Source organism: Thalassospira sp. CH_XMU1420-2 (assembly GCF_037029325.1).
Taxonomy (GTDB): Bacteria; Pseudomonadota; Alphaproteobacteria; order Rhodospirillales; family Thalassospiraceae; genus Thalassospira; species Thalassospira povalilytica.
On sequence record NZ_JAYMEG010000001.1, the window covers coordinates 39,127 to 60,927 of the forward strand.

Sequence of the window (21,801 nt, forward strand, 5' to 3'; positions counted from 1 at the left end):
GGCCTGAAATCATTGATATTTTATCCTAGATGCCAGCCGGCTTGAGACCGGGTTGCTTGGCCGTCGCACAGGAATGTTCATCCGGGCACCACCAGCCGCGGCTTTCGACCTTGTAATCATCCGGGCCTTTTTGATCGAGTTCATCCTGCGTTTGTTTCACAACCGAAACAAGACCGTTGATGAATTTCGGATGCGAGCAAACGGTGCGGACCCGTTCGTAAACCGGGACATGCTTTTCATGCGCCAGTTCACCATATTCGATATCAAGCTCGACCAGGGTTTCCGAGTGCTCGGTCACAAAGGCAATCGGAACAACGACAATCGCCTTGTTTTCTTTGCCGGCACGTTCAATTTCGTCTTCGGTTGACGGTCCGATCCATTCCATCGGCCCAACCCGGCTTTGATAACACACATTCCAGTCAAGGCCATCGATCGCCATCTTTTCGACCACCGCAGCCGACGTTTTTTCAATCTGCGACTGATAGGGGTCACCGCGCTTGGTAATCACGGCCTTGGGCACGCCATGGGCAGAAAACAGGATGCGCGGCTTATCAATGCCAAGTTCGTTGGCCTTGGCCAAGGCCCGGTCATAGCCCGCGCGGATCATTTCGGCCGATGCTTCAACAAAGCCCGGATTGGTCGGATAACAGCAGGCCGTCTTGATCGGCGCACTCAGCCCGACCTTGTGGCAGGCGCGTTTCCAGTCCTTGACCGACGATCCGCTGGTTGTCGTTGAGAATTGCGGATAAAGCGGCAGCAATATCTGTTCATCCGCGCCCCATGCCTTGACGGCCTGGGCAGTATCATCGGCAAACGGTTTCCAATAGCGCATGGCGATGAAACAGCGGTTTTCATAGCCGTCATCTTCGGCATTCAATGCCGCCTCAAGCGCATCTGACTGTTCCTGGGTCAGCTCCAGCAACGGCGATTTGCCGCCGATATGATCATAGATCTCGCGGGCAATCGGTGCACGACGGCGCGAAATCAGTTTTGCCAGCAAAAACCGGAACGGATTGGGCAGGCTGATGATCGCCGGATCATTGAACAGATTGAACAGAAACGGTTCGACAGCTTCGGGGCTGTCCGGTCCGCCAAGATTGAAAAGAACAATGGCGCGTTTCTTGCGCGTCGTTTCGGACATTTGGCTATCCTTCATGGCACAGCGTGTTTCAACCGGTTCCCGACAAACCGGAAATTTTATAAATCCATCGCGCTCCGGGGCCTATTTTGGTCAAACAGGTCCGAAGCGCAACAAACTTAGCCCACTATACGCATTGAATTTTTCAATCGATTTGATTGATTTCAAAAATCACAAAATAAAATGCAGCAATTGCCGACATTTATCCTTTGTAACCGCGGATGAAATTCACCAGCTTCTCGACATTTTCCGGCGGCGTTTCCGGTGTGATGCCGTGGCCCAGGTTAAAGATGAAAGGCCCGTTGCCCAGCGTATCAAGAATACGCTTGGTTTCATCAAGCATCGCATCGCCACCGGTGATCAGATACATCGGATCAAGATTGCCCTGCACCGGACCCAGTTTCTGAAGATTTTGGGCAACCCAATCAAGTGGAACACCACTATCAAGGCCAACACCGGTCACGCCGGTCTGTTTTTTGAAATCAATCAGATGCAGTCCGGCACCGCGCGGGAAGCCGATAATCGGCAAATCTGGATGAAAAGCACGCAAATTGGCAACGATCTGTTTGGTCGGCTCGATCACCCAGCGTTTGAAACCGGTTTCCGACAAAACCCCGCCCCAGGTCTCAAACAGCTGAATGCATTCTGCACCGGCTTCAACCTGTTTGAGCAGATATTGCGTGGTTGCCTCGACCAGAATGTCGATCAGCTGGCCAAAGCCGTCCGGATCGCCATAGGCAAAACGACGGATATTGGCAAAATCCTTGGACCCTTTGCCTTCGACCATATAGGTCGCCACAGTCCATGGCGCACCGGCAAAGCCGATCAGGGCCGTATGGGACGGAATGGCTTCTGACAGCTTTGAAACCGTCTCATAGACCGGTCCAAGCGTGTCATGAATGCCATCAACTGATAGCTTGCCAAGGCCTGAAGCATCGCGGATGGCCTCAAGCTGTGGGCCTTCACCCTGCTTGAATGCCAGATGCTGTCCAAGTGCCTGCGGTATAACGAGGATATCGGAGAACAGAATAGCCGCATCGAAATCATAGCGCCGAAGGGGCTGCAAAGTGACTTCGCAGGCAAGATCGGGATTATAGCAAAGATCAAGAAATGACCCTGCTTCGCCGCGGGTTGCACGATATTCCGGAAGATATCGACCTGCCTGGCGCATCAACCAGATTGGTGGCACCGGAAGGGTTTCACCGTTCAGGGCGCGCAAGAAAGTCTTCGTCATGTTGGGCATCTGGTTTCCTGTTCGTCTGTCCCGATCGCTTTTTTATCTGGTTCCGGTCTTTGACCCGAGGACCTGGAGGCCAGTTTCGTTCACGTGAATTTTGTCCTGAGACCTGTGCCAGGACGTTTTCCACGTTCTGCCTAACAAAACCTTATTTAATAAAAAAGGATGTTGTTTGTAGGTGGTTCCCTGTGGATAACAGGGATTAAATTTGGTGCACAGTTTATTCACATTCCGACTCGGGAAAAATGATTCATCTCAAACCGGTTTGGGGAAAACTGTGTACGACTCCGAACGACTCCCAGACCTGAGCTTGGGAAAAGCCGATTTTGAATAATGGGGATAAGGTGAATAAGGCTGGTTTTTGCCGTCTTATCCCTGCTATTACGGGAAAAAATGATCACTTATCCCGCATGGGACATCTGGTTTGAGAAAGTTTGTATGAGGGGGAGGATAATTCCTGTGGAAAAAATCGGGCCGGAGTCGCTCCCGTTATCCACAATTGTCCACAGGCCCGACTCCACCCTTCTAACTCGGGGTTGGGCGAATGGGTCTTATCCATCCGGGTAGTGATCGAAATTTTGAACACCAAAATCCGGGTTTTAAAAAAGTTTGAAAAATCGCTTGGTGCGCAAAAAGTGGAAAAAGCAGGCTTGCATCGCCGGAATTTGATCGGAAACACGGATCGCTGATGGTCGACACAGACAATATTTTTCATCTTCATCTGGTTTCGGACTCAACGGGGGAAACCGTTGACGGTGTTGCGCGTGCCTGCATTGCCCAGTTTCCTGATGTCCGTGCCCATGAACATGTCTGGTCACTGATCCGGACCGAGGCCCAGCTTGCCCGCGTGCTTGCAGATATCGAACGCAATCCCGGTATCGTTCTTTACACCGTGTTTGACAGTGACATTCGCCGCAAACTCGAAGAAGGATGCCGTCGGCTTCAGGTTCCCCACAGCCACGTTCTTGATAATACCGTCACCATGATGGCCGGTTACCTTGGCCAGCAGTCGCGCGGCCGAACCGGTGCGCTTCATAAAATGGACGAGGAATATTTCAGCCGGATCGAAGCGATCGATTACACGCTTTCCCATGATGACGGGCAATCTGGCTGGGATCTTGAAGAAGCCGATGTGGTGATTGTCGGGGTGTCGCGCACGTCCAAAACCCCGACTTCGGTCTATCTGGCCAATCGCGGTATCAAGACCGCCAATATTCCCTTTGTCCCGGGATGCCCGTTACCGCCCGAGCTTGATAAACTTAAAAAGCCGCTGGTGGTCGGATTGATCAAGGATGTTGATCAGCTGGTATCGATCCGCAAAAACCGTCTGCGCCAGATCGAACGCGGCGAGGGCGGGGATTATGTCGATCCGGTTGCTGTGCGTGATGAAGTCCATCAGGCAAGACGCTATTTTACCGATCGCGGATGGAAGATTATCAATGTTACCCGCAGATCGATTGAAGAAACCGCTGCCATGATCCTGGCAACCATGTATGACCGCCGCGGTCACTGATGAAATTTCAAACAGGATATAAAGACGCATGAACCATCGGCTTATTTTGGCATCCAGCAGCAAAGCCCGTCACACCATGTTGAAAAATGCCGGTGTCGATTGCGAAGCCGTGGCCTCGATGATTGACGAGGAAGGCTATAAGCAATCGATGAAGGCCGAAGGGGCCAGTGCCGCCGAGGCCGCCGAAACCTTGGCGGAAATGAAGGCATTGCGCATGTATCGTCAGCAACCCGATGCGATTGTGATTGCGGCTGACCAGATGCTTGAATGCAATGGTATCTGGTTTGACAAGCCACGCGACCGCGACAATACCAGGGCCCAGCTTATGGCCCTGCGCGGCAAGACTCATCAGCTGGTTTCGGCCGCTGTTATATATAAAGAGGGATCGCGCATTTGGGGCACCATTGATACGGCCCATCTGACCATGCGCAACTTTACCGAAGAATGGCTTGATGAGTATCTTGATGCCGCCGGCGACGAGATTTTCAATTGCGTTGGCGGTTATCAGCTTGAAGGTATTGGTGCGCAGCTGTTTACCGAAGTGCGCGGTGACTATTTCACGGTTCTTGGTTTGCCGTTATTGCCGTTGATCGGTTTCTTGCGTGATCATGGTGTGCTGAAGGCATAGAAAGACAACATTACCCGATCGTTGTTATGCATCATCCGGGTAATGCCACTTGCGCCATATTTGAAATCAGAGAACCACAAAGACAAAACTCCGTCAGGCAGGAAACACCGCACAATGACAGCCCGCAAACCTTATCGGACACTCTCTGGAACCTCGCGCCTGGCCGGTGTGATGGGGTGGCCGGTATCGCATTCCAAATCACCGCGTCTGCATGGCTACTGGCTGGCCAAATACGGGATCGATGGCAGCTATATGCCGCTTCCGGTCGAACCGGAAAACTTTCAGTCAGCGTTGATTTCCTTGCGCAATCTTGGTTTTTCCGGGGTAAATGTCACCATTCCGCAAAAGGAAATGGCCATGCCGGAATGTGATGAGCTCTCAGATCGTGCGCGCCGTATCGGGGCAGTCAATACCGTTACCTTTGCCAAGGATGGCCGGTTGCTTGGCGATAATACCGACGGGTTCGGATTTATTGAAAACCTGCGTCAGGAAGCCCCGGACATTGATTTTACGTCTGGTCCGGCGGTGGTTCTTGGAGCCGGGGGCGCATCGCGGGCCATTTTGGTTGCCTTGCTTGATGAAGGTAGCCCGGAAATCCGTATCGCCAACCGGACCTGTGCCCGGGCAGAAGACCTTGTGCGGGAATTCAATGATCCGCGTCTGACGGTAATTGATTGGCCGGTATCGCCAGATGCCTTGTCTGATGTTTCCCTTTTGGTAAATACCACAAGCCTTGGCATGGTTGGCCAGCCGAAGCTTGATATTGATCTGGACGGTTTGCCGACATCGGCACTGGTTACCGACATTGTTTATGCGCCGCTGATAACGGGCCTTTTGCAGCAGGCAAAAGACCGTGGAAATCCGATTGTTGACGGGCTTGGCATGTTGCTTCATCAGGCGCGCCCGGGTTTTCATCGCTGGTTTGGCATTGATCCCGAAGTGACCCAGGAACTGCGCGATTTTGTTCTTTCACCTGATTAAGTATGCAAAGGTGATCTTATCATGGTGATTTTGGGGTTAACCGGTTCGATCGGCATGGGCAAATCGACCGCGGCGGCGATGTTTCGATATCTTGGCGTGCCGGTCCATGATGCGGATGCGACCAACCATCTTCTGATGGCACCTGGCGGTCCGGCCTTTGATCAGGTGATTTCAGCTTTTCCAGAAGTTTTGCGCGATGGACGGATTGACCGGCAAATGCTGGGCAAGATTGTTTTTGGCGATGGACGCGCGCTTAAAAAGCTTGAGTCGATATTGCATCCGCTGATCCGCGCCGCAGAGATTCGCTTTTTGCGCAGCCAACGGATGCTCGGACGTAAACTGGTAGTACTCGACATCCCGCTTTTATATGAAACGGGCGGTGAAAAGCGCTGCGATATCGTTGCAGTTGTTTCAGCGCCAGGGTTTGTTCAACGCCAGCGTGTTCTTGCGCGACAGGGGATGACGGATGAAAAATTTTCCGCCATTCTGTCCAAACAGATGCCGGATATGGAGAAACGGAAACGGGCCGATTATGTCATCCCAACAGGGTTGGGTCGGGCTGTAACTTTTCAATATATTCAGGGCATTGTTGATCATCTGAGTTGACCACCGGATCCAAGAATATATGCGTGAAATCGTCCTCGATACCGAGACCACTGGCCTTGATCCCTATGCTGACCACCGTCTGGTAGAAATCGGGTGTATCGAACTGGTCAATCACATGCCGACCGGTCGCCAATATCACCAATATATCAACCCGGAACGCCCGATGCCCAAAGAGGCGTTTGACGTTCACGGTCTGGGTGATGACTTCCTGAAAGACCAGCCGGTCTTTGCCGAAGTTGCCGATGATTTTCTTGAATTTATCGGTGATGATTCGGTCCTGGTCATTCACAATGCCGCCTTTGATATGAAGTTCCTGAATGCGGAACTTGAATGGCTTAACAAGCCGCGGATTGCCATGGAACGTGCGCTTGATACGGTTCAGATGGCGCGCAAAAAGTTTCCAGGATCGCCGGTAAGCCTTGATGCGCTGTGTCGTCGGTTCAAGATCGATAACTCAAACCGTACCCTGCACGGGGCACTGCTTGACTCCGATCTTCTTGCGCAGGTTTACCTGGAACTTCTTGGTGGACGTCAGCATGGTTTGTCGCTTGATCCCAACGCCCAGGATGCAGACAGCTCTGGCGGGAATGTTGGTCGACGGGTTCTGGGGCCGAAATCCAACAGGCTGGAACCGCGCCCCCATGTGATCAGCGAAGAAGAACTGGCCGCCCATCAGGCCTATATCGAAAGCAAGGTCAAAGACGCCATCTGGTTAAAGAAGCAAGAGGCGTGACATGAAAAAACGGAATTGCCTGAAATTCCGTTCGCCACACCGGCGCCTTGCGACCCGCTTCTATTTGCTGTTTCTGGTTGCTTGCATCCCGATTTTGTTTCCCACAGCGTCTTTTGCCGATGACGTGGCGGGAACGGTACAGTCGGATGCGGTTTCTGCGGAATTTGACGGGCGCTATATCATTCATCTTTCGGAAAATCCGCGGGTCCGGTCGTCAGACCGGCCTGAACCGGGCTATTTTGACAGTCTTGCCATCGAACTGTTTACCCAGGCCGGCATTTATGCGGAAATCGTGCCGCAAATGCCCTGGAAACGGCAGATGGAACTGGCCGAGCGCGAAGCCGGTCATGTGATTTATCCAACGACCCGATCCGATGACCGCGAAGACAAATTCAAATGGGTCGGGCCGGTCAGTCGCACCATCTGGAACCTTTACGGGTTTGAAGACCGCAATTGGTCGGATACCGGTTTTGAAGACATTCTTGAAAGTGCGCGTATCGGAACCCTGATGGGATCGGCCCGCGAAGCCTATTTGCGCGAACGCGGTGCCAAACAGATCGTAATTGTCCCGCGCGAAGAACTTTTATTGCCGATGCTGCTGGCAGACCGGATTGATCTGATTGCAATCGGTGGCAATGTGCTGCGTCACTATATTGACGAGATCGAACAAAAGGATACCGGCGCACACGTTCCTAAAATCGACGGGGCCGTGTCATATCGAAGTTGCTATCTTTATATCGCGGTCAGTGGCGATGTACCTGATGAGGATATTTTACGTCTTCAGGGCCAGCTTGACGCGTTCAAGCGTAACGGCTTTTTTGTGAAAAACCGCCAGACGCACGGCTTGTCGACCAACCTTGATGGCAGTTTCCTTAAGGCGATGCTTGATCTTTCCAATAACGGGGTCAGATGCATTGATCTTGCCGGAAGCGACGATTAGGCATTGGGCGATGTTTGGATGCCGGGCGGGGATTGGATCGACTAATTCATCGCATTCTGTTTGAATAAAATGTTTAAACAGACGTGGTATCGATAAAGGAAAGGCTTTATGCCTTTTGAAATTGATACCGGGTCTTGGGCGATGTTTTATGGCAAACCCAACGGGCTGCGTTCGATTAATCGGTGGCGGGTGTTTCATTCCCCTGGAACCCAGGGGACTTTGGCGGAAGTCCTCCTATCCACATATTAATCGAGTGCGGCAGAACGCGTTTAATTGGTCGATCTAGTTCCCAATGACACAGAAAAAAACAAATAAACGACGCCGTACCGTCAGTGACGAGGAAAAGACCCTGTGGGAGGTTTTTACCCGTGACGTCAAACCTTTGCGCAGTAAAAAGCGCAAAGGAGATGATGTGGTATTTGATCCTGACGATGACATCCACACCAGTGATACTGCCATTCCCCTGCCTGATACGCTTGGTGAAAGTCTGGAACGGTCCGAGGAAAACCGTGCTGCGCGCAATTTGCCTTCGGCGCGCAATGCCGATCGCGGACCACAGGTCAAAAAACAGAGCCTTGCCGATCTGAAACCGGGTGTGACGGACGGGATTGACCGGTCAACCGCCAACAAATTCCAGAAAGGCAAAATGACAATCGACGGGCGCATCGACCTGCATGGCATGACCCAGGATGTCGCCCATAATGCGCTTAATGCCTTTATTGAAGAAAGCTGGCGGGCCGGGAAACGTTGCGTTTTGGTGATTACCGGCAAAGGATCGCGCGCCGATGAATATGGACGCACCGGCCTTCTGCGCAGCCGCACCCCGCAATGGTTAAGTGCGCCGCGCCTTCGCAATCGCATTCTTGCCATCAATCAGGCCCAGATCCAGCACGGTGGAGCAGGGGCCTTTTATGTTTTGTTGAAACGGAGACGCCCGTGACACCTTTTGGCAATCGCATCAGGGAATTGCGGGCCCGCAATAATGTGACGCTGACCGATATGGCAACGGCGTTGCAGTTGTCGCCGGCCTATCTTTCAGCACTTGAACATGGCCATCGCGGTCGCCCAAGCCCCGGTTTGGTGCAGCAGATTTGTGGTTATTTCAATCTAGTATGGGATGAAGTTGACGATATCAAACGTCTGGCCCAGCTGTCGCATCCCAAAATCACCGTCGATACCGCCGGGCTTGAACCCGAAGCAACCGAGCTTGCCAATCTTTTATCCGAACGGATTGCCGGGCTCAGTGATGATCAGCTTGGCCGGATGCTTGAAATTCTTCGTGAACGCCATCCATAAGACCCGCCCGCGATCGCAAAACAGGTCAAATACAGTCATTTCTAATATTTGGATCGGAAATTTGCGGGGTCAAACCGGTTGTTGAACCTGTTAATTGCAGGTTTTTTGCCCATATATCCGAAGTCTGGCGGCAGAATCGTGTTTTTTACACAACGCTGCGGGCAAAATAGCTGCATTGCGTGAAACACGGTTTGACTATTCCCGTTTTCGAGGTTATCAATCGGGGGTGTTTCGATCCAGAAACATGAAAAGCCCTGCCTTTCTTGCAACTACAAGGTTTGGAACCGTCCGCACGCCCCAGCATTTGACTGAGTGCCTTGCCTGACGGTCAACCGCATATCTTCTTCTTATCCCATAAAATCTTCGCCCTTCCGGCAACCACAGATCATTAAACGCACATATGCATCTTCAGGAACTCAAAAAGAAATCTCCGACCGAGCTGCTTGCCCTGTCTGAGGAACTCGAAATCGAAAATGCCAGCACGCTCCGCAAACAGGAGCTGATGTTTGCCATTCTCAAACAGTTGGCCGAGAACGACCATGCCATTTTTGGCGAGGGGGTTCTCGAAGTGCTGCCCGATGGTTTCGGCTTCTTGCGTAGCCCCGAGGCAAACTATCTTGCCGGGCCCGATGACATTTATGTCAGCCCAAGCCAGGTTCGCCGTTTTGGACTGCGGACCGGTGATACGGTCGAAGGCCAGATCCGTTCGCCCAAGGAAGGGGAACGCTATTTCGCTTTGCTCAAGGTCGACAAGGTCAACTTTGATGCGCCGGAAAAAGTCCGTCATCGCATCAACTTTGACAACCTGACCCCGCTATATCCTGATCAGCCGTTGCGCATGGAACGTGAATCCGATCAGGAAGGCAACAAGGACACCACCAACCGCGTGATCGAACTGGTATCACCGCTTGGTAAAGGTCAGCGTGCCCTGATCGTCGCACCGCCGCGTACCGGTAAAACCGTGATGCTGCAAAATATTGCGCACGCGATCGAGGAAAACCACCCGGAAGCCTATCTGATCGTTCTTCTGATTGACGAACGCCCGGAAGAAGTGACCGACATGGACCGTTCGGTGAAGGGTGAAGTTATCAGCTCCACCTTTGACGAACCGGCCCAGCGTCACGTTCAGGTCACCGAAATGGTTCTGGAAAAGGCCAAACGTCTGGTCGAACACAAGCATGACGTCGTCATCCTGCTCGATTCCATTACCCGTCTGGCACGTGCCTATAACACCGTCGTGCCAAGCTCGGGCAAGGTTCTGACCGGTGGTGTTGATGCCAACGCCCTGCAACGTCCGAAACGGTTCTTTGGTGCGGCCCGTAACATCGAAGAAGGCGGGTCGCTGACCATCATCGCAACCGCCCTGATCGATACCGGTTCGCGCATGGACGAGGTCATCTTTGAAGAATTCAAAGGGACCGGTAACTCCGAACTGGTTCTGGATCGCAAACTGTCTGACAAACGTATCTTCCCGGCGATTGATATCCTTAAATCGGGTACCCGTAAGGAAGAGCTGCTTGTCGACAAGGGCGTTCTGTCCAAGATGTGGGTGCTGCGCCGTATCCTCAACCCGATGGGACCGCAGGATGCGATGGAGTTCCTTCTGGGCAAACTCAAATCGACCAAGAACAACGACGATTTCTTCGATTCCATGAATGGATAATCGAAATCCGGCGCAAATGGCCGGATACAGATAATTGTCTGATGATTAAACGGGGCCGGATTGGCCCCGTTTTTTATTGTCTGATGACTGGCGATCAGGCGGTTCAATATGCGCCGGCTGAATAGGTCAGCTCATAGCTGTGGCTATAGATTTCAAAGACATTGCCAAACGGGTCTTCGACATAAACCATGCGATAGGGTTTTTCGCCGGGATAATAGTGGCGGATCGGCATGCGTTGTTTGCCGCCATGGGCCTTGATCTTTTCCACCAGACCTTCGACATCGGGATCCTGGACACAGAAATGGAATGTTCCGGTTTTCCAGTATTCCAGATTGTTGTCCGGGCGTTGGTTATCGGGAAATTCAAACAGTTCGATGCCAACACGATCACCGGTCGACAGATGGGCAATGCGGAACGATTTCCAGTTTGCGCCAAAGACATCGGTGCACATCTGACCGATATCACTGTCATCTTCGGTGATGGTGGTCGGTTCCATGATGACGTACCAGCCAAGAACTTCTGCATAGAATTTTACAGCGGCCTCAAGATCGGGGACCGAGATTCCGATATGGGAAAAGGTGCGCGGATAATGTGATGACATTGCTGTGCTCCTGAAATGTGAAAGGTTGGGCACAGCTTTGATCGATTATGATATAAGTAAAATAGATGAGAACTTATTTATTTAATAAAATATCGTTATGAATATATCGCCAATCTGGTTGAAAACATTTTGCACGGTGTGTGATTGGGGCTCCTTTACCCGCGCAGCCGATCGCCTTGGTCTGACCCAGGCCGCAGTCAGTCAGCATATCAAGCATATCGAACATGTTGTCGGCCCGGTTTTCCTGCGTCAGGGGCGCAAAATCGAACTGATGCCCGCGGGCAGGGCACTTTTGCATTATGCGGCCGAGGTCGATGCGGCCGCCCACCGGCTGACCCGTCGGGTATCACCGGATCAAAGTCATGCCGGGGCCGTCAAAATCGCCACACCGGGCAGTTCGGGACTTGGCATTTATGCAGCCCTTCTTGATCTGCAAAGCCGGCATCGTGACATTGCCATACATCATCGTTTTGCCCCGACAGATGATATCATTGATGCGGTTCTTGATAACAAGGTGGAGCTTGGCGTTGTCACCCAGCGTCCCGATGATCCCAGGCTTCGCGCCGAGAAAATCGGGATTGAGCCGCTTGAACTGATTTTACCTGCCGGGGTGAAGATCACGGAATACCAGGCTCTTGTTGCAATCGGGTTCATTGATCATCCCGATGGCCCGTCGATGGCGACCCGGTTGCTTGGTCAGGTGTTTCGCGAGTTTTCCGGTGTAAAATCAATTCCGTGCCATGGATTTTCCAACCAGATTACCCTTATTCTTGAGCCGGTTGCCCGCGGGCTTGGATTTACCATTCTGCCGGCCTTTGCCCGCAAGGCGTTTCGCGATCAGTCGAAAATCACGGTGTATGATCACGACCCGAAAGTTTTCGACACCCTTTATATCATATCGCGCGCCGAATGGCCGCTATCGGCCCTTGCACGAACCATCTTCAACGAGATCCGGGCCGTCATCAGCGCAAAACAAGCGTAATTTCAGCAAGCGCACCGTCAAGTTTCTGACTTTCGATCACCGCATCGCCCGGTTCGACGCTGAAAGTGCCATGGCCCAAATGAATGCCGATATGATGCGTGCCATAGCGCATGGTAATCGCCAGTTCGCTTGTTGTTTCAATCCCGCAGGTTCTGGCCTGATTGGCATCAAGATGATGGGGTGGATCGGATTTCCAGCCATCGCGCGGGGCAAGACTGGTCAAATGAAGGGGATTTTGGCTGCTTTCATTTCGCAAGGTCAGTTTCAATTGCATGTCCTGTGACAAATCCAGTGTCCTCCTGCGCCAATTTCATTGCTGATTTCTATGTGGGGACGGTTTTTCGGTCCCGACAGGGGATGAAGGCTTGAAACCATGCAAAAGCCGTGTGAATCTGGGGATCGTCGTTCACTACCAGATCGCGCTTGATGCAGCTTTTACTCAAATCCGTTGATTTTGCCGCCCGCGCCCATCGGGATCAGCGCCGCAAAGGCCCGGCCGAGGAACCCTATATCAATCACCCGATCGAGGTTTCCCGTCTGATTGTCGAATGTGAACCGCATACCGACGAAGACATTCTGTGTGCCGCAGTGCTCCATGATGTGATCGAGGATTGCGGTGCAACCCGCGACGAAATTGCGTCCTGTTTTAACGACGCCATTGCTGACATCGTACTGGAAGTCAGCGATGACAAGGCATTGCCGCGTGACGAGCGCAAGGCAAAACAGGTCGAAAACGCGCCCAACCTGACAGAAGGTGCTAAACTGGTGCGTCTGGCTGACAAGGTCGCCAATGTCGGGGCGATGCTGACCGATACCCCGATTGGCTGGGACGAAGAGCAGATCCTGGCCTATGTCGACTGGGCAGAGGCGGTGGTCGCCCCGTGTCGCGAAGTCAGTTACGGGCTTTCGGATCGCTTTGATGCCATTGCGCGTGATGTGCGTGCATTTCATCAGGATCGCCAGGAATTGGTCGGCAAATAACCCGCCCGGTTTGATCGGCGGACTGAAATGAACAAAGGCAGGGAATGCACCCTGCCTTTGTCAGAAAATATTTTGATATCAAACAACAATCGGATTTATCCGATCAATCAGACCGTAAAGACAATCGATCCGTTGGTTTTGCGGCCTTCAAGATCGTCATGGGCCTTGGCGGCATCGGCAAGCGGATAGGTCGCCGTGATGTCGATTTTGACGATGCCCGATTTCAGGACGTCGAACAGCTCACCGGCCGATGCCAGAAGCTCTTCACGGGTGGCGTTATAGGTGAAGATGCTTGGGCGGGTCAGGAAATAGGCGCCCGGTGCAAGCTGTGCCAGGGTAACCGGCGGAACCTTGCCCGATGACTGGCCGAAACTGACCATCATGCCTAGACGTTTCAGGCATTTAAGTGAATCTTCGAAGGTGTCTTTGCCGACAGAATCATAAACAACTTCAACGCCCTGACCGTTGGTGATTTCCATGACCCGTTCGGAAACCACCTCGTCGCGATAAAGGATCGGATAGTCGCAGCCCTTGGCCTTGGCGATTTCGGCCTTTTCCTTTGATCCGACCGTCCCGATCACGGTTGCGCCAAGATGCTTTGCCCACTGGCAGACGATCTGGCCAACACCGCCGGCCGCCGCATGGATCAGGATGGTATCGCCCTTTTGCACCTTATAGGTCCGGCGCAAAAGATATTGCGCGGTCATGCCCTGAAGCATCGCAGCGGCAGCCAGTTCAAAACTGACATCATCAGGGATTTTGACCAGTCCCTTGGCCGGCATCACGCGCGCTTCGGCATAGGCACCAAGCGGCTGGGCGGCATAGGCAACCCGGTCGCCGACCGCAAGATCGGTGACACCTTCGCCAACCGCCTCGATCACGCCAGCCCCTTCAAGCCCAAGCCCCGATGGCATGGCGGGGGCCGGGTAAACCCCGGAACGGAAATAGATATCGATATAGTTGAGGCCGACAGCCTTTTGCGCCAGGCGTACTTCACCGGCACCCGGTGCGCCAACTTCCACATCTTCAAAGCGCAGCACATCGCTGCCGCCTGTTTCGTAAAAGCGGAATGCTTTGGTCATGGATGACCTCCCATTGTTTCGTTCTTTTGAACGTCTGTTTCATCAATGGGTTGAGTGTAGGTCAGAAAATCGGGATTTGCAGCAGGGGAGTTATGTATTTCGCTGGGTGAAATTGCCGGGTCAAATTCGCCGGCAAAAGCCATCGGTCGGCCTAAAGATCAAAGCTTCCCTGATCATCGCCGATGACAAGTTCGACCCCTTCGATCTTGAGCAAATCACGCTTGGTTTCCAATCCGCCCTGGCCGGAATAGCCACCCGGCTTGTCACCGCTGGCAAGAACACGGTGGCAGGGGATGATAATCGGGATCGGGTTCATTCCGCATGCCGTTCCGACCGACTGGAAGGCCTTGGGTGATCCGGCCGCAGTCGCCAGCTCCTTATAGGTTGCGGTTTTGCCCTTGGGGATCTTGCACATGGCGTCCCAGACGGCCTTCTGGAAGTCGGTACCATCGGGTGCCAAAGGCAGGTCAAAGGCATCCAGCTGCCCGGAAAAATAGGCATTAAGCTGCTTTTTGGCTTCTTCGAGGACCGGACTGGTTTCCATCTCGTCGACAAATCCCCAGTCAAGGGCGACGATCTGACCATCAAATTCGAAAATCGTGATCGCGCCAACCGGGCTGTTCATCGAAATCTGGGGCATGGAACATACTTTCAGATACTGGTGGCACTTGTTGCTCGTACTTATCGGTCGTACTGGCGCGGCGCCAAGTGCAGACTGTGATTATGATGACGACTTATGCCGGGTTGGCAGGCAGCCCGGCAAGCAGTTTGGCAAGATCTTCTGCGTTCGTTACAGGTTCGGAACAAACTGGGCCCTGACAGACATAGGCGGTTTCCTTGCCCCCGATCGCGGCTTTTCCCTCGGCCGGATGTCCGGCGGGCAGGGGATCACCATCACCAAGGATGGTGATCGCCCGGTTGGGCAGATATTGGCCAAAAATCGCCCGGCGCATATCAAGATATGTTTGGCTGCGTTCCTTGGCGATCAGCACAATCTGAACCGGGTTTTGCAACATTTCGGCGGCCAGAAGCAATCCGGGCATGTTGGGGAACTGTTCGGCAATGCGCCCGCCAAAGGCCGAAAGGGTGATTTCGGCACGATCACGGTATTTGGTGTCGCCGGTCAGCGCATAAAGCTTCGCCAGGTTTTGGGCCATGATCGCATTGCCCGATGGCACGGCATTATCCATGAACGGTTTTTGACGAACCACCAGATCGCTGGCATCTGACGCCGACTGGAAATAGCCGCCCTTGGCGTCGGCAAACAGGTCTTCGACCGTTTCCGACCAGGCAATCGCATCGCGCAGATAGGCATCCTCGCCAAAGCATTCAAACAGACGCAGGGCTGCGCGGATCATATGGGCATAATCTTCGAGCATCCCTGCATGCTGGGCACGGCCTTCGCGGTAACTGTGCAGGAAGCGACCATCCTTCATCAGGCTGTTGGTGACGAAATTGAAGGCAAGCTTGGCGTAATCGAGCCAGTCGGCACGGTGGAAGGTCATGGCCGCTTCAGCGAGGGCGGCAATCGTCATGGCGTTCCAGTCGGTCAGCGCCTTGTCATCCCAGCCCGGACGAACGCGGTAGGCCCGTGCGGCAAGAAGCTTTTCACGCAATTGCGCAAGCTTTGCCTCGGTTGCGTCATCGGCAAGCGCAAGCCCCGATTTGGTGCGGTTCAGGATATTGTGATGTTCCCAGTTGCCACGGGCAGAAACATCATAGAATTTTTTGAAAAGTGCGGCATCATCGCCAAGAAGGTCATCGATTTCGGCCTCGGACCAGACATAGAACTTGCCTTCGACCCCTTCGCTGTCGGCATCAAGACTTGCAGTAAAGGCCCCGCCGGGAATGCGCATTTCGCGCAAGATCCAGGTAATGGTTTCCTCGATCCGGCGGGCATAAAGCGGATTGCCATCGACGCGCCAGACATCGCACAACAGATCAATCAGCTGAGCGTTGTCATAAAGCATCTTTTCGAAATGCGGCACCAGCCATTGATCATCAACTGCATAGCGGGCAAACCCGCCGCCCAGATGATCATAAATGCCGCCCTGGCACATGCGATCAAGGCTGTGTTTGACGATCCGTTCAAGATCGGCGTCGCCGGTTCGAACCCCGGTGCGCCAGATTAGCGATAACAGGCTTGGCTGCGGGAATTTTGGCGCACCACCGGTGCCGCCATTTTCCCCGTCCATGATCTGCAAGCAGCCATGCCCGCAGCGATCAATCATTTCAAGACCGGGAACAGACCCGGTCGCACCGCTGTTCATTTTGATCAGGGCGTTTGATATCTGGGTGACGTTGTGGCGCACGTCATCGGGCTTGTCGGTATAGATCTTTGACACGGTCTTGAGCACATCATCAAATCCGGGCCGACCATAGCGGGCTTCTTTCGGGAAATAGGTCCCGCCCCAGAACGGTTCACCATCGGGTGTCAGGAACATGGTCAATGGCCAGCCGCCCTGTTGGCCCAGAAGGGCCAGCGCATTCTGATAAATCGCATCAAGGTCCGGGCGTTCTTCCCGGTCGAGCTTGATATTGATGAACAGGTCATTCATCAGGGCAGCCATGTCATCATCTTCGAAACTTTCATGGGCCATGACATGGCACCAGTGACAGGCGGCATAGCCGATCGACAGCAGGATCGGCTTGTTGGCTGCCTTGGCTGCGGCCAGAACTTCGGCGCTCCAGGGTTGCCAATGCACCGGATTGTCACGGTGTTGCAGAAGATAGGGGCTGGTTTCCGACCCAAGATTGTTCCGTGTAAGTTCCATGTCGTGTCCTGTGCCACCGGTTGGCTCAATATTGGCGGGGCGGCATTATCGTTGTGGCGTGCCCGATGGTGATCGAATGACGAACAGATCACGACGGACAATGCTGTTAAGAGGGACTCTAAGGCCTATGGCATCATTCATAAAGGCAATTGGCAGTAATCTTTGTCTCAAATTCGTGATATTGCCGGGAAATGATCCAATATGCTGCCAATATGGTTATTGTGATTGAGATGGCAGGCAGGCGCGCCATAATGATGCGGACAAAAATCAGAAAATAAAAGGAGATCAGGGCGATGAAAGTAACCGTGAACATTGATTGCACCCCCGAAGAGGCCCGCACCTTCTTTGGGCTTCCTGATGTTCAGCCGATGCAGAAGGCCATGATGAAAGAGGTCGAAGACCGCATGAAGGCCAATTTGGCGGCAATGGATCCCGAAACCATGCTTAATACCTGGCTCCCGCAGGGTATCCAGAATTGGGAACAGCTTCAGAAAGCGTTCTGGGGACAGTTCAACGGATCAACCGGCGGAAGCGGTGACAAGGACTGAACCAAGTGACTGACCACTACTATCAGGCGCATGTTTTTGTGTGCCAGAACGAACGCCCGGCTGGCCATGAGCGGGGCTGTTGCAATTCCAAGGGCGCGACCAAGCTTCGCAATTACATGAAAGTCCGCGCCAAGGAACTCGGCATTCCGATGACCCGGATCAACACGGCAGGATGTCTGGACCGGTGCGAGTTGGGCCCGGTGATGGTGATTTATCCGGAAGGGACCTGGTATCGGTACGAGACGATGGAAGATATTGACGCCATTCTTGATGATCACCTGGTCGGTGGTCAGGTGGTCGAAAGATTGCAGCTTTCGCCGGATCAATAAGAATTCAAACGGTCCCTTTGTCGGGGCCGTTTTCTTTTTGCACTGTTAAAACCCTGTTGGTGAAGACTGCGCTAGGTTGACCTTTGCGCGCGACTGAACGATATCGACAGCACGAACCGAAACCACAAGATTGAACGATCCATCATGATTGCAAGCCGAGAAACCATCTTTGCCCTGTCATCCGGGGCCGGGCGTGCCGGTGTGGCCGTGATCCGCCTTTCGGGGCCGTTATCCGGGCAGACGCTTTGTGCGCTGTTGGGGCGCGATACGTTGCCAAAACCGCGTCATGCAGTCTATGCCCCGATCCGTGATCCGCAATCGGGCGAGCGTCTTGATGATGCGGTGGCGATCTATTTTGCCGGCCCGGCAAGCTTTACCGGTGAAGATGTGGTTGAGCTGCATGTTCATGGCGGACGTGCCGTGATCGAAGGCGTTCTTGATTGCCTGTCGCGTCAAAACGGGCTGCGCATTGCCGAGCCGGGCGAATATACGAGACGGGCCTTTGAAAACGGCAAGATGGACCTGACATCGGCCGAAGGGATCGCTGATCTGATTGATGCGGAAACCGCGGCGCAACGTCGCCAGGCCGTGCGTCAGATGGCCGGTGAGCTTGGTACGCTTTATGAAGGCTGGCGCACACGCCTGATGAAGGCATTGGCCCATATCGAGGCCGATATCGACTTCCCTGATGAAGATCTTCCCGACGGGATTGTGCCGGTTGTGCATGGCGATCTGCGTGCGGTGAATGACGAGGTCAAACGCCATCTGGCTGATAACCGCCGGGGCGAACGCCTGCGCGAAGGGTTCCAGATCGTCATTCTTGGTGCACCCAATGCCGGGAAATCGAGCCTTCTGAACCGTCTGGCACAGCGCGATGCGGCGATTGTTTCCGAAATTGCCGGGACCACGCGCGACATGATCGAGGTTCATCTTGATCTTGGCGGTTTCCCGGTGACCATGGTCGATACCGCGGGCCTGCGCGAAAGCGGTGATGTGATCGAAAGCGAAGGGGTGCGTCGTGCGACCGAGCGGGCCGAGAATGCCGATCTCAGACTTGTTGTTGTCGATCGTGCCGACTGGCCCCATATCGATCCCGAAGCCGCCCGGCTGATTGACGCGAAGACCATCATCCTGATCAACAAGGTCGATGGCAGCGATGCGGATGATATCCCGACCGTCTGGCAGGGTGCTTCGGTTGAAGGGGATCGCCTGGAGCTTCCCGTTCTGGCCATATCGGCCATGACCGGGCAGGGGGTCGAAAGCCTCTTGCAACTGCTGGAAACTCGCGTAAAAGAGGGGCTCGATTTTGCCGGGCCCGTGCCTTTGACAAGGCTGCGTCACCGGCGTGCACTTGAAAGTGCCAGCGATCATCTTGATCGCGGATTGCAGACCGAAATCGCAGAACTTGCTGCCGAGGATGTTCGCTTGGCAGTACGCGAGATCGGCAAGATTACCGGACGTGTCGATGTGGAAGACTTGCTCGATATTATTTTCGGAGACTTCTGTATCGGAAAATAAGATCAGGGAAGAGTCGCTATAGATCGAGCCCTGCGATTGTTTCACGTGAAACATTGGTCCATTGACCGGACCTGATAAGCCTATTCGAACCGCAAAGGTTCAAACCCGCCACATATGGGTGTGGGGATTGAGTGAGGAATTCGATGTCACAGAATGTGTCGCACAACCGTTTTGATGTGATTGTTGTTGGCGGGGGCCATGCCGGCTGCGAGGCTGCGGCAGCTGCTGCGCGCATGGGGGCAGCGACGGCGCTGGTGACCCATCGTGCTGATCGCATCGGTGAAATGTCCTGCAACCCGGCCATTGGCGGTTTGGGCAAGGGACATATGGTGCGCGAAGTTGATGCGCTTGACGGTGTGATGGGGCGCGCCATTGACCGTGCCGGTATTCAGTTCCGTATGCTCAACCGGTCCAAGGGGCCGGCGGTACGGGGTCCGCGCGCACAAGCCGATCGCAAGCTTTATCGCGAAGCGGTTCAGGATATCCTCGCCAATCAGGAAAACCTCGCGATCCTTGAAGGCGGGGTTGAAGACCTGGTCATTGACGCGAACAATCGCGTGGCCGGTGTCATCACGGGCGAGGGTATTGAATATCGTGCCGGTGCGGTGGTGCTGACCACGGGTACCTTCCTGCGCGGTCTTATTCATATTGGCGAAAAGACTACGCCGGCCGGGCGAATTGGCGATGCCCCGGCAATGGGTCTTTCCGAGACGCTGGAAAAATATGATTTCAAACTGGGCCGATTAAAAACCGGCACCCCGGCACGCCTTGATGGCCGCACCATTGACTGGGCAAGTTTACAGGAACAGCCGGGCGACACTCCGCCCGATCCGTTTTCCTTCCTGACCCGGGAAATCACGGTGCCGCAGATCCCGTGTCATATGACCTGGACGACCGAGGCCACCCACGAAATCATTCGTGCCAACTTGCATCGCGCCCCGATGTATAGCGGCCAGATCAAAAGCAGCGGTCCGCGTTATTGCCCGTCGATCGAAGACAAGGTCGTGCGCTTTGCCGAGAAAAATCAGCACCAGATCTTTCTTGAGCCCGAAGGTCTCGATGACCCGACCGTCTATCCGAACGGCATTTCGACCTCGCTCCCCGAGGAAGTGCAGCTGGCCATGCTCGCCACCATTCCGGGTCTGGAAAAGGTCGAGATTTTCCGCCCCGGTTATGCTGTCGAATATGACTTCGTTGATCCGCGCGAATTGCGTCATACGCTGGAAACCAAAAAAGTCGCCGGTCTGTTCTTTGCCGGACAGATCAATGGCACGACCGGCTATGAAGAAGCAGCCGGGCAGGGCCTGATTGCCGGGGTGAATGCGGCACTGGTCGCCGATGGTGGCGAACGTGAATTCGTGCTCGATCGGGCCGATGCCTATATTGGTGTGATGATCGATGACCTGGTGACCCTGGGAACCCGCGAACCGTATCGCATGTTTACATCGCGTGCGGAATATCGACTGATGCTGCGCGCCGATAACGCCGATCAGCGTCTGACGGATCGCGGTCTTGATATTGGCTGTATTGCGTCACCCCGCGAACAGGCGTGGGGGGCAAAGAAAGCCGCCCTGCAATCAGCAAAGGATGAAGTTTCGACCCTGACGGAAACGCCGAATGGTCTGGCCAAGTTTGATATCAGGATCAATCAGGACGGTGTGCGGCGATCTGCATATGACCTTCTGGCCTATCCCGATATCAATTTTGATACCTTGACCCGCGTGTGGCCGCAGCTTGGCGACCTTGATCCGGCGATCAAGGAACAGGTGGCGATCGATGCGCAATATAAAGGATATCTTGACCGGCAGGCCGCAGACATCGCCGCGTTCCGGCGAGACGAAGAATTGCGCTTGCCGCGTGGCCTTGATTTTGATTCCGTCGGAAGTCTGTCTGCTGAAATCCGGTTGAAGCTCAAGGAAATTCAACCTGAAACGATTGGGGCCGCGTCGCGTATTCCGGGCGTAACCCCGGCAGCGGTAACGGCATTGCTTGGCCATATCAAAAGCCACAAGCATCGTGGCAGCGATGACAAGGCGGCCAGAAGCGCCTAGTAACACCTGATCAAATTCATTCAGCAAGGGCCCGGTTGACCAATCAGCCGGGCCTTTTTGCGTTCCTCTATCTGAATAACTGCCTGAACAACTGTGCGAGGTTCTTTCTTGGGAATCGCATCAGGACATTTTATTAGCAGCTTAATTGGCAACGCCTCCTGATCGGGCGGGGGATGCCGACCAGTTAGGTTACCGAAAAT

At 53.9% G+C, this 21,801-nt stretch carries 22 protein-coding genes; 15 read left to right on the forward strand and 7 right to left on the reverse strand.

What is annotated here, in order from left to right; all coding sequences use genetic code 11:
• Window positions 1–25 precede the first annotated feature (25 nt).
• The gene (hemH, locus tag WA429_RS00255) at window positions 26–1,141 is read right to left on the reverse strand and encodes a ferrochelatase (protein ID WP_101247020.1); all 1,116 of its coding nucleotides are present in this window, start codon (window positions 1,139–1,141) and stop codon (window positions 26–28) included.
• A 199-nt stretch (window positions 1,142–1,340) separates the two neighbouring features.
• Window positions 1,341–2,381: a uroporphyrinogen decarboxylase gene (gene hemE / locus WA429_RS00260; protein WP_287464573.1), complete on the reverse strand. Its 1,041-nt coding sequence runs from the start codon at window positions 2,379–2,381 to the stop codon at window positions 1,341–1,343.
• Window positions 2,382–3,063: 682 nt separating this feature from the next.
• Here hemE and WA429_RS00265 point away from each other — a divergent pair.
• The 9 genes from WA429_RS00265 to rho all read left to right on the forward strand — a co-directional run bounded on the left by WA429_RS00265 (window position 3,064) and on the right by rho (window position 10,735).
• On the forward strand, window positions 3,064–3,888 hold the full coding sequence (locus tag WA429_RS00265; RefSeq protein ID WP_101246687.1) for a pyruvate, water dikinase regulatory protein: 825 nt from the start codon (window positions 3,064–3,066) through the stop codon (window positions 3,886–3,888).
• A 28-nt stretch (window positions 3,889–3,916) separates the two neighbouring features.
• Window positions 3,917–4,516, forward strand: a complete 600-nt coding sequence (locus WA429_RS00270) for a Maf family protein (protein ID WP_114112121.1) — start codon at window positions 3,917–3,919, stop codon at window positions 4,514–4,516.
• 114 nt (window positions 4,517–4,630) lie between these two features.
• The gene (locus WA429_RS00275; RefSeq protein WP_287464572.1) at window positions 4,631–5,497 is read left to right on the forward strand and encodes a shikimate dehydrogenase; all 867 of its coding nucleotides are present in this window, start codon (window positions 4,631–4,633) and stop codon (window positions 5,495–5,497) included.
• A 21-nt stretch (window positions 5,498–5,518) separates the two neighbouring features.
• Window positions 5,519–6,103, forward strand: coding sequence for a dephospho-CoA kinase (gene coaE / locus WA429_RS00280; protein ID WP_287464571.1), 585 nt, complete (start codon window positions 5,519–5,521; stop codon window positions 6,101–6,103).
• 7 nt (window positions 6,104–6,110) lie between these two features.
• Window positions 6,111–6,836, forward strand: coding sequence for a DNA polymerase III subunit epsilon (gene dnaQ / locus WA429_RS00285; protein WP_258548129.1), 726 nt, complete (start codon window positions 6,111–6,113; stop codon window positions 6,834–6,836).
• A 1-nt stretch (window position 6,837) separates the two neighbouring features.
• A complete protein-coding gene (locus WA429_RS00290; RefSeq protein ID WP_287464570.1) occupies window positions 6,838–7,776 on the forward strand; it encodes a substrate-binding periplasmic protein in 939 nt (312 codons plus the stop codon).
• 292 nt (window positions 7,777–8,068) lie between these two features.
• Entirely contained in the window at window positions 8,069–8,716 is a 648-nt protein-coding gene (locus tag WA429_RS00295) for a Smr/MutS family protein (RefSeq protein WP_287464569.1), read from the forward strand.
• Window positions 8,713–9,072 (forward strand): helix-turn-helix domain-containing protein, encoded by a 360-nt coding sequence (locus tag WA429_RS00300; RefSeq protein ID WP_101246680.1) that lies wholly within the window; start codon window positions 8,713–8,715, stop codon window positions 9,070–9,072. The genes WA429_RS00295 and WA429_RS00300 overlap by 4 nt, the downstream gene beginning before the upstream one ends.
• Before the next feature lie 400 nt (window positions 9,073–9,472).
• Window positions 9,473–10,735 carry a transcription termination factor Rho gene (gene rho, locus WA429_RS00305; RefSeq protein ID WP_101246679.1) on the forward strand — a complete coding sequence of 421 codons (1,263 nt, stop codon included), beginning with the start codon at window positions 9,473–9,475 and terminating at the stop codon, window positions 10,733–10,735.
• A 103-nt stretch (window positions 10,736–10,838) separates the two neighbouring features.
• Here the strand turns inward: rho and WA429_RS00310 are convergent, their stop codons facing one another.
• Window positions 10,839–11,336 (reverse strand): lactoylglutathione lyase family protein, encoded by a 498-nt coding sequence (locus WA429_RS00310; RefSeq protein ID WP_101246678.1) that lies wholly within the window; start codon window positions 11,334–11,336, stop codon window positions 10,839–10,841.
• Window positions 11,337–11,433: 97 nt separating this feature from the next.
• On the opposite strand from WA429_RS00310, the gene WA429_RS00315 reads away from it, so the two are divergent.
• Window positions 11,434–12,318 (forward strand): LysR family transcriptional regulator, encoded by an 885-nt coding sequence (locus WA429_RS00315; protein ID WP_287464568.1) that lies wholly within the window; start codon window positions 11,434–11,436, stop codon window positions 12,316–12,318.
• Here the strand turns inward: WA429_RS00315 and WA429_RS00320 are convergent.
• Entirely contained in the window at window positions 12,299–12,604 is a 306-nt protein-coding gene (locus tag WA429_RS00320) for a hypothetical protein (RefSeq protein WP_287464567.1), read from the reverse strand. The two genes, WA429_RS00315 and WA429_RS00320, sit on opposite strands and share 20 nt — an antisense overlap.
• Before the next feature lie 140 nt (window positions 12,605–12,744).
• Here WA429_RS00320 and WA429_RS00325 point away from each other — a divergent pair, with 140 nt between their 5' ends.
• Window positions 12,745–13,299, forward strand: coding sequence for an HD domain-containing protein (locus WA429_RS00325; RefSeq protein WP_114112115.1), 555 nt, complete (start codon window positions 12,745–12,747; stop codon window positions 13,297–13,299).
• Window positions 13,300–13,406: 107 nt separating this feature from the next.
• Here WA429_RS00325 and WA429_RS00330 read toward each other — a convergent pair whose 3' ends face one another.
• The 3 genes from WA429_RS00330 to WA429_RS00340 all read right to left on the reverse strand — a co-directional run bounded on the left by WA429_RS00330 (window position 13,407) and on the right by WA429_RS00340 (window position 17,155).
• Window positions 13,407–14,381, reverse strand: a complete 975-nt coding sequence (locus tag WA429_RS00330; protein ID WP_206926471.1) for a quinone oxidoreductase family protein — start codon at window positions 14,379–14,381, stop codon at window positions 13,407–13,409.
• A 151-nt stretch (window positions 14,382–14,532) separates the two neighbouring features.
• Complete coding sequence (locus tag WA429_RS00335) at window positions 14,533–15,021, reverse strand: methylated-DNA--[protein]-cysteine S-methyltransferase (protein ID WP_114112113.1); 489 nt, start codon at window positions 15,019–15,021, stop codon at window positions 14,533–14,535.
• A 94-nt stretch (window positions 15,022–15,115) separates the two neighbouring features.
• Window positions 15,116–17,155: a thioredoxin domain-containing protein gene (locus tag WA429_RS00340; RefSeq protein ID WP_287464566.1), complete on the reverse strand. Its 2,040-nt coding sequence runs from the start codon at window positions 17,153–17,155 to the stop codon at window positions 15,116–15,118.
• A 293-nt stretch (window positions 17,156–17,448) separates the two neighbouring features.
• Between WA429_RS00340 and WA429_RS00345 the strand changes: the two genes are divergently transcribed.
• The 4 genes from WA429_RS00345 (at window position 17,449) to mnmG (ending at window position 21,601) form a co-directional block, all read left to right on the forward strand.
• The gene (locus WA429_RS00345) at window positions 17,449–17,703 is read left to right on the forward strand and encodes a DUF6489 family protein (RefSeq protein ID WP_101246671.1); all 255 of its coding nucleotides are present in this window, start codon (window positions 17,449–17,451) and stop codon (window positions 17,701–17,703) included.
• A 5-nt stretch (window positions 17,704–17,708) separates the two neighbouring features.
• Complete coding sequence (locus tag WA429_RS00350) at window positions 17,709–18,032, forward strand: (2Fe-2S) ferredoxin domain-containing protein (protein ID WP_101246670.1); 324 nt, start codon at window positions 17,709–17,711, stop codon at window positions 18,030–18,032.
• Window positions 18,033–18,176: 144 nt separating this feature from the next.
• A complete protein-coding gene (gene mnmE / locus WA429_RS00355) occupies window positions 18,177–19,550 on the forward strand; it encodes a tRNA uridine-5-carboxymethylaminomethyl(34) synthesis GTPase MnmE (RefSeq protein ID WP_287464565.1) in 1,374 nt (457 codons plus the stop codon).
• A gap of 143 nt (window positions 19,551–19,693) precedes the next feature.
• Window positions 19,694–21,601 carry a tRNA uridine-5-carboxymethylaminomethyl(34) synthesis enzyme MnmG gene (gene mnmG, locus WA429_RS00360; RefSeq protein ID WP_287464564.1) on the forward strand — a complete coding sequence of 636 codons (1,908 nt, stop codon included), beginning with the start codon at window positions 19,694–19,696 and terminating at the stop codon, window positions 21,599–21,601.
• Window positions 21,602–21,801 lie beyond the last annotated feature (200 nt).